The sequence below is a fragment of the Novosphingobium sp. FG90 genome (genome assembly GCF_057808725.1).
In genome coordinates this window covers 65,328-81,796 of record NZ_JBMDIO010000013.1, presented here as the reverse complement: position 1 = coordinate 81,796, position 16,469 = coordinate 65,328, and the positions used below count along the sequence as shown (strand labels likewise).

The following is a 16,469-nucleotide window of genomic DNA, read 5'->3' as shown; positions in this document are numbered from 1 at the left end:
GATTGACCGGCAATTCAAGTCGTTTCGTCGTACAATAACGAACATTCCCTAACATACATCGTCATGTGCCCCGAATTTTCCCAAGTGCTATTGAAGCACGGCACGCAGATCCGGTCGCCAAGTATCCATACATAGCTATCGCCATCCAAAGTCGATTTCACATCAACAGCGATCCACCATCCGCTTTGACGGATAAGGGGGAGGAGGGGCCTCATGCCTATCGTACCGACCTATCCCGGCGTCTACGTCGAGGAACTGGGCAGCGGCGTGCGTCCGCTGGCCGGCGTACCCACCGCGATCGCCGCCTTCGTCGGCTATACCGCGCGCGGGCTCGACAACCGGGCGACGACGATCTTCAGCTATGCCGACTACGAGCGCGAATTCGGCGGCCTCGCCGCGAACAGCGAGCTGAGCTATTCGGTCCAGCAGTTCTTCCAGAACGGCGGCGGACAGGCGATCGTCGTGCGCGTGCCCAAGAGCGACGGGGTCGCCGCGCAGGTCAACCTCAAGGAAGGCGTCGCCAACGCCGCCAAGGTCAGCTTCACCCTCACCGCGACCAGCAAGGGCGACTGGGGCAACGGGATCGTCGCCGACGTCGATTACGACGGCGCATCGGCGGGCAACTTCAACCTCACCCTCACCGACCTCGGCAGCGGCGCGGTGGAGCGCTGGGGCGACCTCAGCGTATCGACCGCCTCGCCGCGCTTCGTGGAGGCGGTGCTCAACGACCCGGCCAACGGCTCGCGCCTCGCCACGGCGAAAGTGCCCGCGTCCAACCCCGGTGCGCGTCCGGCCGAAAGCGGGATCGTCGGCACCGACTTCACCGTCACCTCCACCGGGATCACCGGCCTCGCCAACGACAAGGCGTACAAGGTCAGGGTCACCGCCAACCGGCCAAGCGGCCCCATCACCGCGCTCGAAGTCACGCTGATCAAGCAGGCCGAGACTCTGCCCACCTCGGTCGTCGCCCTCGCCCGGCTGCTGGAGCGGCGCTTCAACGAAGCGCTGGCCGCCGCGCTTCCCGGCGCAGCCGTCACCGTTGGCGTGACCGGTTCGGGCAAGGCGCTGCGCATCGTGCCCATGTTCGACCCGGCGCTTCTCCCCGCAGCCGTGGACACGACACTCTCGCTGGCGGACGGCGCCCCGGCCGGTGCCCTCGCGATGCTCAAGCTGCCGGCTGCGAATTTCAACGTCGGCCGCTATCGTCTCGGCACCGGCACGGCGGAGAACGCCCAGCGTGGTCCCGTCCCCGGCGCCGATGGCACCCTGCTCCCGCAGAGCGCCGACGTTATCGGCAGCCCCTCGGCTTTCACCGGCATTTACGCGCTGGAAAAGGCGGACATCTTCAACATCCTCGTCCTGCCTGACGCCACCCGCGCCAGCCCCGGCGATCCCAATGCGCTTGATACCGGGCTGGACCCGAACGCCATCTATCAGGCCGCGCTCGACTATTGCGCCAAGCGCCGCGCCTTCCTGCTGATCGACCCGCCGCCGACCGTGAACACCGTCGACCGCGCGTTCGAGTGGATCTCCTCGGGCCTGACCGTCAAGGGCGCCAACGCGGCCACGTATTTCCCTCGCGTCCGCATGGCCGATCCGCTGAACGACTTCCAGCTGCGCACCTTCGGCCCGTCCGGCGCGATCGCCGGGCTCTATGCCCGCACCGACGCCGAGCGCGGCGTGTGGAAGGCCCCCGCCGGAACCGACGCGCAGCTGCGCGGCGTGCGCGGGCTCGTCTACAAGCTGTCCGATTCCGAGAACGGGCTGCTCAACCCGCTGGGCCTCAACTGCATCCGCGCGCTGCCGGTCTACGGCACGCTCTCATGGGGGACGCGCACCCGCGTCGGCTCCGACGTGGAGGCAAGCCAGTGGAAGTACGTACCCGTCCGGCGCCTCGCCCTGATGATCGAGGAAAGCCTGTTCCGGGGCACCCAGTGGGTCGTCTTCGAACCCAACGAAGAACCGCTGTGGGCGCAGATCCGGCTGAACCTCACCACCTACATGCACGGCCTGTTCCGGCAGGGCGCGTTCCAGGGCCAGACCCCGCGCGATGCCTACCTCGTCAAGTGCGACAGGGAGACGACCACGCAGGCCGACATCGACCGGGGCATCGTCAACATCCTGGTCGGGTTCGCGCCGCTCAAGCCCGCGGAATTCGTCATGATCCGCATCCAGCAACTGGCCGGTCAGGCCGCTTCGTAATCGGCAAGGGAGAAGTTGCCCGATGGCCCAGTTCAACGTCAACGCCCAGCGCTTCGACCCGTACAAGAACTTCAAGTTCCGGGTGAAATGGGATGGCCGCTACGTCGCGGGCGTCAGCAAGGTCAGCGCGCTCAAGCGCACGACCGAGGTGGTCAAGCACCGCGAAGGGGGCGATCCCTCCTCCAGCCGCAAGTCCCCCGGCCGCAGCGAGTTCGAGGCCGTCACCCTGGAACGCGGCGTCACCCACGACGTCGAGTTCGAGCGGTGGGCCAACAAGGTCTGGAACTTCGGTTCCGCCCTCGGCGCCGAAGTCTCGCTCGCCGACTTCCGCAAGGACATCACCATCGAACTCTACAATGAGGCAGGGCAACCGGCGATCGTCTATCGCCTGTTCCGCTGCTGGATCAGCGAGTTCCAGTCGATGCCCGACCTCGACGCCAACGCCAACGCGGTGGCCATCCAGCACATCAAGATCGAGAACGAAGGCTGGGAGCGCGACTACGCGGTAACCGAGCCTTCCGAACCGAGCTTCGTCGAACCGCAGTAAGGCCATGTCCACGAACCCGGCCGAGGGACTGCTCGCCTTTTGGGAGGCGGGCACGAGCCCGCTCGCCCTGCTCCGGGCCGCCGAGCCCGGTGCCGGGGATGATGCCCTTGAACGCCTTCCCGTCGGCGCGCGTGACGGGAAGCTGATCGCGCACCAGCGGCGGCTGTTCGGCCCGGCCATCGAAGCGACCGTGCCCTGCCCCGCATGTGGCGAGACGGCGGAAGTCACCCTCGACGCCGACAGCCTGCTGGCGATGGCCCCGCAGCAGATTGCGCCGATCTCGGTGACGACCGGCGCGTGGAGGATCGAGGCCCGCCCCGCCGACAGCCGCGACATGGCGGCGCTGGCGACAGAGGAGCCCGAAGCGGCGGAGCGCGCCCTCCTCGCCCGCGTGGTGACGCTCTGCACCCGCGATGGTGCGCCCGCCGATCCCGCGAACCTCCCGCCCGAGGCCGTCGCCGCGATCGAGGATGCGCTGGAAGCCGCCGATCCGCTGGCGGCGATCACGCTGCTGGTCGCCTGCCCCCATTGCGGCGCGAGCATTCCGGCGCTGCACGATCCCGCGCACCACCTCGCCCGCTCGGTCGCGGCGGAGGCGCGGCGGCTGCTGGCCGAAGTCGCCGCGCTCGCCCGTGCCTACGGCTGGCGGGAGGCGGACATCCTGACGATGACCCCGCAGCGCCGCGCGGCCTATCTGGAGCTGGCAGCGTGAGCCGCTATCTCGCCACGCTCGCCGCCCGCGCCTCGGGCCGCGTGGCGCTGCTCTCCCCGCGCCCGCGCACGCTTTACGAGGGCGGCGGTGAGGATATGGCCTTCGAGGAACCGGCGTTGCCGATCGCCCGGAGCGCGCAGGCTGCGCCGCGTCCGAGTGAGGAGGCACCCTCCCCCGCAAGGGAAAACATGGCACCGCTCCCCGTCACCGCAGCCCCGACCATCGCGGCGACAATCCATCAGGGGCCGGTCATGCAGGTTACGCAAGTGCTCTCCCCCTTCGCGGACGTGCAACCGGCTGTCCATTCCCGGCCTGTGCCCCCGATCCCGCCAGCAGCCGCGAATGGCGAGCGCCCTGCAGTTCAGCAGCCCCCTGCAGAAGCCGGCCATGAGTTCAATCTCACGCATACCCCGGCTCATGAGCCGGACCGCGCCGCTCACCAACCGATGCCCCCCGCTGCCCAGCCGGACCTCGCGCGCTCCGAACGGACCATCCTGCGCGAAATCGTCCACCACCGCGAAACCGGCGAACCCGCCGATACGACGCCCGGCCCGCACGATCAGGCGCCTGCGCCGCGGACGATAGAACCCGCTCCCCTCCCGGTCGCACGCACGCTTCCCCGGTCCGCGCCCGTCGCACCGCAACCTCGCCAGCGCCCCGCCGCCGCGCCCCGCAGCGAGCCGCCGGTCGTCATCCGGATCGAGCGGATCGACGTCCACGCGGTCCCGCCTCCTCTCGCGCCGCCGCCCGCCCGCCGCGCACCCGCAGCTACAGCGCCTGCGCCCGGCCCCTCGCTCGCCGAATTCCTCTCCGGCAAGGAGCCCGCGCGATGAGCACGCCTTTCGCCATCGCCGGGGTCAGCGTCGTGCTGCGCCAGCTGATCGTCGAGGGGCTTGCGCTCGACAAGGCGGGCGACGCGGTCGGCACCATCGGCGTCAGCGCCGGGCCGCCCGACCTCGTCGCCAAGCCCGGCCAGCCCGAGCCGACGCGGGTGAACCTCTATCTCCATCAGGTCACGCCCAACGCGGCCTGGCGCAATCTCGGCCTGCCGGGGCGCGACAGCGCGGGCGACCTCGTCTCCGCGCCGCCGCTGGCGTTCACGCTGCACTATCTCGTCACGACTTTCGCGGCGGAGATGTTCGTCGCCGAAGTCCTGCTCGGCCACACCTTGCGCATCCTCGGCGAGAACGCGGTGCTGACGCGCGAGGCGGTGCGCCGCGCACTGGTGCCCACGGCGGCGAGCCCGCTCGCCACGGCTCTGGAGAACTGCGGCCTCGCCGACCAGATCGAACTGGTCAAGCTGACCCCAACCGCCGTCGCGCTGGAGGACATGTCGCGCATCTGGTCGGCGTTCCAGGCGCATTACCGCACCACCGTCGCCTACGAGGCGAGCGTCGTGCTCATCGATCCGCGCGCGAAGGGCCGCACCGCCCTGCCCGCCACTGCCCGCGCCGTCTTCGGCGAGACGCTGGCGCTGCCCGAGATCGCGCGGATCGGCCTCGCCGATGATCCGAGCGCGGCGGTGACCACCGAGGACACGCTGGCGATCTCCGGCCTGCGCCTGCTCGCCGCCAGCGGCACCGTGGTCCGCATCGGCGCAACGGACCGCTCGCCCGCCGCCGATTCCCGCGCCCACGTCCTGAACGTGGACCTCGCCGCCGCCCCGCGCCCGCGCGCCGGAGTGCAGAGCGTCACCGTCATCCACCCGCGCCAGATGGGCGATCCCGCCACCGCGCACGAGGGCGTGTTCTCCAACGCCGCCGCGCTGATCCTGCGCCCGGTGGTGAACACCGTATCCGCCGCCAATTCCGCGACGCGAACCATCGACGGCATCACTTACGCCGACGGCACCCTGACGGTCACCGCCGCCCGCGCCATCGGCCTCGACCAGCGGGTCGAAGTCCTGCTCAACGAACGCGGTGCCCCCGTCTCACGGCCCCCGCGCGGCTACGTCATCGCCGCGCCCGCCGCCAACGGCCTCGCCGAAAACGTGGACGAGGCTGCGCAGATCGCGATCCCCTACCGCGCCGTCGCGCGCGGCAGCTACCTCGTGCGCCTGCGGATCGACGGCGCCGAGAGCCTGCTCACCCCCGGCGGCGACGGCCGCTTCGCCACCCCGCTGGTGACGCTATGAGCGCGCCGTCTCTCGCCGGCGAGATCGCGGTGATCGAAGCCCACCTCGCGCTCGCCGCCGCGCGGTCGGCCGGAACCGGTGAGCAAGTCGCGGCCGCCGAAGCGACATTGCAGGCGGCGCAGGAGGCTTCCCAACCCGGCGGACCGGCCCGCCGCCTCGCCGAACGCCTTGGCCTTTCCGCATTCGCGCGGGACTGCCTCCTGCTGGCCGCTATGCCCCACTTGAGTACCCGTTGTGTGCCGTTGAGTGCCGCTGTAACCGGCGACCCGCAAGGCCGCATAACCGCCGCCCTCGCGATGGCAGTGCTGCCCGAGGCGGCATGGTCGGCGCTGCGTCCCGACGCCCCGCTGCGCGCCTTGCGGTGCCTGCGCCTCGCAGATCCCGACCGGCCGACCCTCTCCGAACTCCTGATCGACGAGCGCATCCTCCTCGCGCTGCTGGGGGAGGATGCGCTTGACGAACGCCTTGCCCCGCTGGTCCGGCCGGTGGCGGCGGGGGCGGAAATCGGCCCTTCCGGCCGCGCGCTGGCGGACCGGCTGGTCGAACGCTGGTGGTCGATCCGTGCAGGGGGAGAGGCTCCGGCGATCCGGCTGCATCACGGCGATCCAGCCGACGCGCGGCTCATCGCTCAGGCTATAGCGACCCGGCTGGGACGGCATCTCCACGTCCTCGGCGCCGCCAACCTCCCGCTCACCCCCGCCGAACGCCACGGCTTCGCGGCCCTGTGGCGGCGCGAGGCGCTGCTCGGTGGCCTCGCCCTGCTGATCGAACTGCCCGAGGACGCCTCCCCGGAGCAGGCCGCGCTCGCCGCCGACCTCATCGATAGACTGGACGAGTGCGTGATCGTGAGTGGTGGGACGGGCGTGCTCCCCTGCCGCCGCCCGTTCGTTTCCGCGACACTTCAGGTGCCCGCAGCGCCCGAACGTCACGCCCTATGGACGCAGGCACTGGGGCAGGCTCAGGCGGCCAGACTCAACGGCGCGACCGAGGCGCTGGCCAGCCAGTTCGCGATCGGTCCCACCGCCATCGCCCGTCTTGGCCCGCTGGCTGGGGGGCTCGACCGCGAGGCAGCGCGCGACCTGCTCCGCCGCGAGGCCCGCGCCCATGCCCAGTCGCGCATCGCCGCCATCGCCGAAGTCATCCACCCCGCCGCCGACTGGGACGACCTCGTCCTGCCCGACGATCTCAAGGCCGTGCTCCACGCCATCGCCGCGCAAGTACGCCACCGTGCGCGTGTCCACGAGGACTGGGGCTTCGCCGCAAGAGGCAGGCGCGGCCTCGGCATCGCCGCGCTGTTCGCGGGCTCCAGCGGCACCGGCAAGACGATGGCCGCCGAAGTCATCGCCGCCGACCTCGAAACCGACCTTGTCCGCGTCGATCTGGCGGGCGTCGTCAGCAAGTACATCGGCGAGACCGAGAAGAACCTCTCGCGCGTCTTCGCCGCCGCCGAGGGCAGCGGTGCGGTCTTGCTGTTCGACGAGGCCGACGCCCTGTTCGGCAAGCGCAGCGAAGTCGGCAACGCCCACGATCGCTATGCCAATATCGAGGTCAGCTACCTGCTGCAGCGCATGGAGAGCTACACCGGCCTCGCCATCCTCACCACCAACCAGCGCGAGGCACTGGACACCGCATTCTTCCGCCGCCTGCGCTTCGTGCTGCCCTTCCCGTTCCCCGACGAGGCGCTGCGCCGCACCGTGTGGGAGCGCGCCTTCCCGCAGGCCACGCCGACCGAGGACCTGGACCTGGGCCGCCTTGCGCGGCTCAACGTCGCCCCCGGCAACATCCGCAGCATCGCCGTCAACGCCGCCTTCCTCGCGGCGGCGGAAGGCGGATCGGTCGGCATGCGCCACTTGCACGAGGCCGCGGTGCTCGAATGCCGCAAGATGGAGCGGCCCGTCACCTCGGCGGAACTGGGAGGCTGGCTGTGAGCCGCGTGACGATCGAGGTCGGCCGGCTCGTCTTCCACGGGCTCGACGCCGATGAAGCGGGCCGCGCCGGGGCCGCGTTCTCCGTGGAACTGGAGCGCCTGGTCGGCCAGCGCGGACTGTCGCGGCCCGCTGCGCCCCCGCTTCCCGCCCCGACCAGAACCCGTCCCGAAGACATCGGCCGTACCGCCGCCGCCCGTGTCCATGCGGGGATAGTGAGCGGAAGGCGCGCGCCGTGAGCGAACGCAGCGTCCCATCCGCGCCGGAACGCGCGCCCGCAGCACTCTCCCAGAAGTGCCCCTCGGCTCAAGACGCGGCACAGGGCGCGGCACGGGGCGCTCTCGCCCGCCTCGCCCCGACTCTGGGCCTGATGCCGGGTGAGATCGACCTCAGGCTCGACCGGGAAGGCGATCGCCTGCTCGCCGATGCCGGGGCACGCGGCGCGGCGCGCGGCAACGTGGTATGGTTGCGCGGCTACGATCCCGCATCGACAGCGAGCCGCCTGACGCTGGCGCACGAACTGGTCCACGTCGCGCAAGGCCGTCTGACCTCCCCCCGCCCCACTTCGCGCCCCTCCTGCCGACTGGCCGCCGAGCACGAGGCCGAGGGCCTTGCCGCAGCGCTGGTGGCCGGAGCGATGGCACCGCGACCGCGTATCGCGACCGGCGGCGCGCTCCACTTCGACGGTGCCGAGCCGCCCCGCCCACGCAGTCTGGAGGAACTGGTCGAGGCCAACTACCGGGACGAACGCGAGGACATGGTGCGCCTGCTCGCGCAGGAAACCCCGTCCTCCGACGCCGTGACCCGCGTGCTGGACCTGCTGGCGCCGCTGCCCTTCGAGACGGCGCGGGTGCTGGTCGCCCAGTTGGACGCCGCCCCTCTTGCGGCGCTGGCCAACGGCCTCGGCGAAGACCATGCGCGCAGCCATCGGCGCGAGGTCCTGGCCGCAGCGGACGCGCTGACCGCAGACTTGCTGGGCCGCGCCGACAACGGCCATCGCATCTTCCGCGCAATGCGGCTCGACCCCGGCTCGCTCACCCCGGCCGAGCATCACGCCGCCGTCACCGCACTGCGCCGGGTGCCGGTGGACCAGCTCACCCGTCTCGAAGCCGGCGACAACGGCGCGGACCTTCGGGCGCTGCGCACCACCGCCCTGCCCGAATACAACCGCGACGAGGCCAGCCGCCGCACCGCGCGCACCGAGGCGGGACGGCGCGCGGCCTCTCCCGACCTAACCCGCCGCGAGGAGGATTTGCGCCGCACCCTCTCGATCATGCTCACCGATGCGAGCCGAGAGGATGCGCGCGAGGCACTACGCCTGCTGGCCGAAAATCCGGCGCTTGCCGCGCCCGATCCTCGCTTCTCGGGGGCACCTGCGCCTGCGCCGGACGATGCCCTGCCGCCCTTGCCCGAAAGCAGCCTTCAGAGCGTGATCGCACGGCTCGACGGCGCAGGCATGGTGGAACGCTGGATCGGCGCGCTCGAACCCGCCGACCGCCAGGGCGAGACACCCGAGGCGCGCGGCTTCGCGATGCTCATCCGCACCCGCCGCCCGGACCGGACGATGGCCCGGATGCGCACGCTGCTCACCCGCAACTTCTTCGACTGGGCGGTGCGCGACTGGGAAGCCTCGCTCGCCTGGGACATGCTGCGCGCCATGCCACCTGCCGAACAGGCGCGCTTCCAGTCGCTCGACGACGGCCGCCTCTACCTGCGGCTGATCGAGGAACTGCCCGACTATGTGCGCGCCGAAGCCGCCATGGCCGGGCTGATCGTGGTGCGCGGGGAGGACGGCTCGCTTTCCGACCTGACCGGAGAAGCGGGCCCACTGTTGGAGGGTCAGGCCGAACTGATCGCCGCCGCTCGCGCCTTCGACGATAGCGCCGAGGCTGCCTATCGCCTGTTCGTCCGGCTCACCGCACTTGCCGTGCCTGCTCCGGCTCATGCGCCGCCAGAGGGAACCCGGCCCGCATCTGAGCGCCCTGCCCCGGGCCTCTCCGTGCTTCAAGCGGTCGTACACAGGCTCGACGTGCTGGGCCTGATGCGCCGCCTCTTCGCCGCCCTGTCCGACGGGGTGAAGCAGGACCGGCGCTACTGGAACGATCTGGCCACGGTCCTTGGCGCCCGCGACCCGGCGTTCAACCGCGAGGATTTGCGGCGACTGATCCACGTCAGCACTTTCCTGTGGTTCATCACCATCGACGAGGTGACTTTCGAGGAGGCGCTGTTCGCGTTCCATATCCTGCGCGCCCTGCCGGAAGACCAGCGCCACGCCTTCGAAATGGAAGATCGCGGTGCCTATGCCACCCGGATCGCCGGGGCACTGTCGCAGTCGATGCTGCACGAGGCCGGGCTGTCCTTCGCCTTCACCCGCCCCGACGAGCACGGCGAAACGCCACTGCGTCGCCAGATGGCCGATCCGGCCGCGTGGGACGGCACGAACCCGGCCGAACTGGCCCTGCTGGTCCAGATGGGCATTACGGCGGGCGACTTCGACTGGATTTTCGAGCAATCGCGCCGCCAGCGGGCATGGACGCGCGAGCCGCTCGGCCCCGTGATCGAGCGTTTCGCGCTCTACGACCCGCGCGTAGGCCGCACTTTCCCTCGCCCGCACACCGTCAGCGCGGCGCGGAACAGCCGTCACCTGTTGGCAATGCTGTTCGGCACCGGCGCCTACGAACTGGAGGAGTACACGCGCCCCGTCCACGGCGTCGATCCCTTCACCGGCGAGCCCGCGACTTACGCCGAAACCACCGGGCTGAGGGTCACCGTGGACCTCGAGCAGTTGCAGGACAATGCCGTTGCCCCCCTTTACACCGGCGCGGTGCTGGCGCGTTCGCCGGGGGAGCGGGTTTCCATCGGCTCGGGCAACCGCGAGGCGGCGCTGGCCCAACCGAACGTGGTCGATATCGAGATCAACGAGCCCGCCGGTTTCATGCGCGTCCGGGCAAGCCGCATCGCACTGGCACGCTTCGCCTCCGTCTCGACCGGATCGACGCTGCGCGCGGGCGCGGTGTCGCTCACAGATCTCGACTTCGCGATCACTTTTGCGCCCGAGGACTTGCGGGCGCCGCGTGCCGGGCGCTTCCACGTGGACGACGTCACGCTCGACGAGATCGTCCATACCAGCGCGGGAGAGGCCGAACCGACCGGGCTGCGCCATCTGGGCATATCCGACGTCGATGCCAGCGCCAGCTTCCAGACCGCACCACTACCCGATTCCCCCGTGCTGGGCCATGTCCTTGGCCTGCTGTGGGACCTGGCGCTCAACCGCGATACGCTGACCGAGCGGGCGGCGGCGAACACGACGCTCGGCACCGCCACGATTTCCATCGGCCGCATCGACGCGCAGGGCCTACATAGCGGCGATCTGCGTGTCGCCAGCCTCTCGGTCGAAGGGTTCACCGCCGCAGCCGGAGGCAACCGCGCGGCGGCGCTGCGCGCGCAGATCTTCGTGCTCGACGCGCGGATCGAACGGGCACGCGCCACGGCGCCCCAGCAGGTCGCCCAGATGATCACCGAACGCGAGGCGCTGCGTCCCCGGCTTGCCGCGCTCGAACCGCTTGAAGCGGAAATGCTCGCGCTCATGGCGCGCCTGCAGACAGGCCATCGCCTGAACCCCGCCGAGCAGGCGCGCCTCGACACGCTGCAGGCCGAAACTGGGGTCGGCGGTGCGGGTGGTCTCTCGGTCGCCATCGCGCGGATAAGCGCCGACGGCATCGACGGCCCGGTTCGCCTCGGCCATGCGGAACTGACCGGCATACACGGCGGCGGCGACACCGCAGCGCTCGCGTTTCGCCAGATGACCAGCGAAGAGGCGATCCGCCGCTTCATCAGTGCCGGCCCTCCCTCCCCCGCCCGCCTCGGCACCGCGACCAGCGGGCCGAGCGTGACCGCCGACGACTTCACCCTGCGCGACCTTGCCCTGCCCGCGACCATCCCCACGCTCGCGTCGATCGACAGGCAGTTGCGGGCCGATCCGCCGCCGCTGCCCGCCGAGCACGAGCACCTGTTGCGCCTGCGCCCGCTGGTGCGCCGTTATGAGGAACTGCGCTCGCGCTCGCTCGACACGGCCGCTCCGGAAGGACTGGCCCGCTCGCCCGAGGACCAGCGCGCGTTGCTGGAGGTCTCGCGGCAATTGGGCGAACTGCTCGACATCCGGGTGCGGGATGTCACCGTGACCGGGCCGACCCTCTCGGTCGGCAGCAGCGAGATGGTTTCCGCGCATATCGGCGCAAGCTCCGTATCCGTGCGCGGCATCCACGGCGCGGGCATCACCGAGCGTGAAGGACAGGCGCTGACTCTCTCGGGCCTCGGCGCGGGCCTGCGCTTGGCGACTGACGGACTGCATGTGGAGGGGCTGTCCGTCCGGCAGCTCGACCTCGAGGCCCTCGACTACAACAACGGAACCCATCACATCTGGGCCAACGGGCTCAGCACGGCGCGCGGCATCACCGCCGACATCCTGTTCCGCCGCCGCGCCCCCGGCCACCCGGGCGAAAGCGGCGGCCTGGATTTCCGCAACATCCGAATCGAGGCGTCCAGGATCGACCGCATCGAAGGAAACGGCCTCGGCTACGAACGGCTGGTGGGCGCCGCCAGTTCGTACCGGGTGGAGATCACGTCCGGCGCGCTGCTCGGGCTGGAGCTGCACGCATTCGACCTCGACCTCGGCGGCGAGGAGACACGCATGTCCGGCACCATCGAGGTCGCCGGATTCGACCAGATGCGCTTCCACTTCGCGATGGGGCGTATGCTGGAAGCCGCAGGCCGGCTGGATCGCCCGGAAGGCGTGGCGGGTACACCTCCGGCCGTCCGCGTCGGCATGGCCAGCGACGGTCCGATGACCGTGGACCTCGACGCCCTCGTCGCATCCGACACCGATGTTACCTACCGTAGCGCGGACGGACACAGTGGCGGCGGAATGCATATCACACGCGGCGACCTGTCCGGCGGGATCGCGCTGGCGGGCGGCGTCACCACCATCGATGCATTGCGCCTCGACACGCTGGCCTTCAGCCGCATCGACTGGCGCACCGCCGAGGGCACGACGATCCGGGCCGACGGCCCGACCATCGCGACCGGCGTCCGGTTCTCCGGCCACTACGCCTCGCTGGCGGACGACCGCAGCGAATTCGCGATCGACCGCCTCCACGTTGACCGGATCACCGCCGCGCGGATCGTAGTGGACGCCGGTTCGCTGCATCTCGAACTGCCCGAAGCCGCTCCCGGCGGGCATCCCTTGGCCGGAGAGGCGGCGACGCTTTCCGACATCAACGTGCACAACCTGCTGATCGCAAGCGGGGGCGGCGCGGCCACCACCATCGGGCCGACGCCGGGCGCCCCACGGGCGCGCGGCTCGATCGGCTCGGTCGAGGCCGATTTCCTGGTCCGCTACGGCGAACAACTGCGTGCGACCGGCATGTTGAGCGCAGGTCGGATCGACTTCGCCTTCGATCCCGGCGGCGCGATCGAAGGGCGAGCGACCGGCATGTCCGGCGCAGGGACCGTCCACTACGGCGATGGGACGGGCACTGGGACGGCCGGGGGAACAGGCGGGGGAACGGGCACCGGAACGAGCGTGGATGTCGGCTACGGCTTCCGGAACTTCGACACCGGCCTGATCCGCTATTCGGGCAACGTCGTCTCCATCGGCGCCAACGGCAGCGCGCCGCTGCACCTAGACAGCATCGCCTTGTCCCAGCTCGAGCTGTCGGGACCGTCGATGCAGATCCTCGCGCCCGACACCAGCGAGATCACCGTCGGCGACGTCACCGCGCGCCTCTCCATCCACCTGCATCCCACGCCCGCAGCCGCGGCGGCCGCCGGCACTCCCTACGAGCGCATCGTCATCGACGAGTTGCGCATCGGCGAGGTCGCGGCTGCGGGGATGCGCATCCACCTTGCGAGTCTCGACCTCTGGCTGGACCTGCCGCAGAACGAGCCCTTCACGGTCGGCCCGGTCCTTGTCGGCCGCCCCGTCGATCCCGCCAGCAACGAACCGCTGGAGATCGTACCCTCCGCAAGCGGAACCGCGATAACCGGGCTGGTGCGCGCCGAGGCGCTGCACACCGAGCGGTTGCAGGCGCAACTCGTCGGCTCCCTCAACGCCCGGATGGCGTTCCACGCCGACGTGCTGGAAGCGAACCTCGCCGGAAGCGGGCCGATGAGCATAGACCTGCTCAACTGGTCGGCCACGCAGATCGTCGGCTACGTCATGGGCGACCCCGACCAGCGCATCCGCGTGCGCCGGGGTGCGGGCGGCACCCGGCACGACATGTTCGGCGAAGGCACCGGCATCGGTGGCGAGCGGCTGACCTACAACGAGGCCGAGGGCGGCCACGTCACCGTCGCCGGGCTCAATGCGCGGGGCCTGCGCTATGACGACGAGGGTTCTGGCATCCACCTCGACATCCGCCGCATCGAGTCTCCGCAAGTCGCGGTGGACCTTGGCGGCAACAACCAGGGCCGCCGGGTCATCGAGATTCCGTCGGCTACGATTACTGACGCCTGGTTCCGCATCGATCCGATCCCGTCCGGCGGCAGCGGCAGCGGGGCAGCAGCGTCGCGCTACGTGGCGGGAGACGCGGGCGCGGCATGGCTGGCCGCGAACCATGAACTGTTCAGCCACGTCAACGGCAGTTTCACGCTGGCGGGGGCCTACGGCATCGATGGAGCGCTGGGCATCCCTTCGCTGGACTACACCTTCGGGGTGAACGTTCCGATCACCAACGGTTCGATCAGCTACGCCGACCTCGAGGCGCAGATCCCCAACCTCGCCGATGCGCTGGTGGACTTCCACCTCGAAGGATCGACGCTTTTCATCGGCGCCGGCTTCCACTTCTACCCGCCCGGCGACCCCGAAGGCATGGGGCCTGCGCCGGAGCCGATCCCCATCTATCACGACTTCTTCGAATGGAACCTCGAAGGCAACCACCTGCGCGAAGCGGAAGCAGGCCGGATCGACCTTGAAACCCTGCTGCGAGCCCGCTCGCCCCGCGCACCGTCCGCACCTTCCGACGACTCCGGCGGCACGGATTACGCGGCGCCGCTCAGGATCGACCGACTGGCTCTCGCGCTCGGGCTGGACAACGGGTCGGACCTCACCGTCTCGCTGGGATCGATGGGAACAGCGACACTCGCCCCGCACGCGCTCGGGGGCCTTACGGTTACGGGGGCGCTGCAGCCACTCGACCCGATCTTCAACGCCTACCCGAGCCTCCGCCGCCAAGGGATCACCAATCCCGAGCGCCCCGGCGCGCTGGCGGTGCGGCTCGATCATTTCGATCTCAGCGCGCTCGACCTGCGCTTCCCGACGCGCGGGCGCGGATCGCGCGACGTTCGCACCGGCGCGGTGCACATCGGCCGCATCGCCGACGCCGAGATCGCCTTTGCCGGGCTGACCCCGCGCACGGCGGAGGGCACGCTGTCCGAGGCTAGCGTCACCAACCTGATCGTCACGCTCAATCCCGATCAGGTCTGCCCGGTGCCCGAGACGCCCGCAGCGCGCCGCACGGGTGCGCCAGCGCTCGACACGGCAGGCACGTTCCGGCCGCTCGATGCCAACGGCAGGCCGGTGGAGGACCGGCCGTGAACGCCCCCGCGCCCCGCGCCCCGCAGACGGCGATACGCCCCGCGCTGGAGCAGCGCGCGCACGATACGGCGGTGCGCGGACTGGCCGCGCCGGGCCTCCTCGGCGGCCTGCCCGCAGCCCGCCGGGACGCTCGGGACGACGCCGGACTGCTACCCCGCAGCGGGGGTGCCCCGCTGCCTCATCCGGTGCGTCGGCAGGCCGAAGGGCGGCTGGGCGTCGATCTGTCCGACGTGCGCCTCCATACCGGAGCCGAAGCACGGGAACGTGCGCAAGCGCTGGGCGCCAATGCCTTTGCACTCGGGGACGATGTCGTGCTCGCCACCGGAGCGGATACGCCGGTACTGCTCCACGAACTCGCCCATGTCGCGCAGACGCGCACCGGGGCCGCCCCGCCGATCGCGCTCCACGACGATCCGCCCCGCCCGCGCGGCATCGGCGCAGCGCCCCCGCGCGAGCCGTTCGAGCGCGGCGAGGGCGTGATGCCGGAAACCGGCCACGTCCTGTTCGAGCGCGACAGCGCGGACCTCGACCCCGGCGACCTCGCCACCATCGAGGGCCTGATGCGCGGGCGCAGCCGCAGGCTTTGGGTGGACGTCTACGGTTATGCCTCGCTGGAGGGCGACGACGCCTACAACGCGAACCTCTCTGCCCATCGCGGCGTCGCGGTTCGCCGCGCGATCGAGCCGCTGCTGCCGCCCGGTTCGCTGCTCGACGTCCACGCGCAGGGCGAAGTGCAGGACTTCGGTCCGGTGGAAGAGAACCGCCGGGTCGGCATCCGCCTGCGCGACGCGCCGGAGCTTTCCAGCATCGGCCTGCTCGGTGACTTCCATCTGCAGCTCGATCCGAGCCCGCTGGTCGGGGGACGCCCCAATACGTCCACGCCGCCGGTCGGGAGCGAGCCGGAGGCATCCGTGCCTCTCTTCTCCCCGCGCTTCGGAGAGAGCCTGCTGCCTCCTGACTACGCGGCGCGCTTCGATGCCACTCTGGTCCCGCCGCTGACGGGGGCAAGCCCTTCGTTATGGAACGGCGATGGCGTGGACTGGACCGCGCTCTCGCGCTCGGCGGCGCTGCGCGGCCAGTCGGTTGACCCGCGCGACGCGGCCGCGGCGGAAGCGCGATATCGCGCACTCCTGCCGTTCTGGAGCGACATCTTCGGCCTCGGCATCGGCGACTTCCTCGCCCGCCGCACGATCTCCAGTGCTTACGAATCCTACCAGTACCGACAAAACCCGAACCAGTGGGACCGCTGGCAGCAGGAAGACGAGATCCGGGGCACCTCGGTGCGCGGGCTCTCGATCGACCTGCTCGATCCCCCCTGGGCCGAGAGGAAGAAAAAGAAACCCTGAAGCAAAAGG

At 70.6% G+C, this 16,469-nt stretch carries 9 protein-coding genes; all 9 read left to right on the top strand.

What is annotated here, in order from left to right; translation table 11 throughout:
- The first annotated feature begins 213 nt into the window (after positions 1-213).
- The 9 genes from ACODRZ_RS13545 to ACODRZ_RS13505 are packed head-to-tail and all read left to right on the top strand — an operon-like array spanning position 214 to position 16,460.
- Complete coding sequence (locus ACODRZ_RS13545) at positions 214-2,202, top strand: phage tail sheath family protein (protein WP_488971347.1); 1,989 nt, start codon at positions 214-216, stop codon at positions 2,200-2,202.
- A 22-nt stretch (positions 2,203-2,224) separates the two neighbouring features.
- Entirely contained in the window at positions 2,225-2,749 is a 525-nt protein-coding gene (locus ACODRZ_RS13540) for a phage tail protein (protein ID WP_008831688.1), read from the top strand.
- Between the two features lie 4 nt (positions 2,750-2,753).
- Positions 2,754-3,461, top strand: coding sequence for a hypothetical protein (locus ACODRZ_RS13535; RefSeq protein WP_488971346.1), 708 nt, complete (start codon positions 2,754-2,756; stop codon positions 3,459-3,461).
- A complete protein-coding gene (locus ACODRZ_RS13530; protein WP_488971345.1) occupies positions 3,458-4,294 on the top strand; it encodes a hypothetical protein in 837 nt (278 codons plus the stop codon). The genes ACODRZ_RS13535 and ACODRZ_RS13530 overlap by 4 nt, the downstream gene beginning before the upstream one ends.
- The gene (locus tag ACODRZ_RS13525) at positions 4,291-5,595 is read left to right on the top strand and encodes a Pvc16 family protein (RefSeq protein ID WP_488971344.1); all 1,305 of its coding nucleotides are present in this window, start codon (positions 4,291-4,293) and stop codon (positions 5,593-5,595) included. The genes ACODRZ_RS13530 and ACODRZ_RS13525 overlap by 4 nt, the downstream gene beginning before the upstream one ends.
- Complete coding sequence (locus ACODRZ_RS13520) at positions 5,592-7,523, top strand: ATP-binding protein (RefSeq protein WP_488971343.1); 1,932 nt, start codon at positions 5,592-5,594, stop codon at positions 7,521-7,523. Before ACODRZ_RS13525 ends, ACODRZ_RS13520 begins: the two co-directional genes overlap by 4 nt.
- Positions 7,520-7,759 carry a hypothetical protein gene (locus ACODRZ_RS13515; RefSeq protein ID WP_488971342.1) on the top strand — a complete coding sequence of 80 codons (240 nt, stop codon included), beginning with the start codon at positions 7,520-7,522 and terminating at the stop codon, positions 7,757-7,759. Before ACODRZ_RS13520 ends, ACODRZ_RS13515 begins: the two co-directional genes overlap by 4 nt.
- Entirely contained in the window at positions 7,756-15,114 is a 7,359-nt protein-coding gene (locus tag ACODRZ_RS13510; protein ID WP_488971341.1) for an eCIS core domain-containing protein, read from the top strand. The genes ACODRZ_RS13515 and ACODRZ_RS13510 overlap by 4 nt, the downstream gene beginning before the upstream one ends.
- Positions 15,111-16,460, top strand: a complete 1,350-nt coding sequence (locus ACODRZ_RS13505) for an eCIS core domain-containing protein (RefSeq protein WP_488971340.1) — start codon at positions 15,111-15,113, stop codon at positions 16,458-16,460. The genes ACODRZ_RS13510 and ACODRZ_RS13505 overlap by 4 nt, the downstream gene beginning before the upstream one ends.
- Positions 16,461-16,469: the final 9 nt, after the last annotated feature.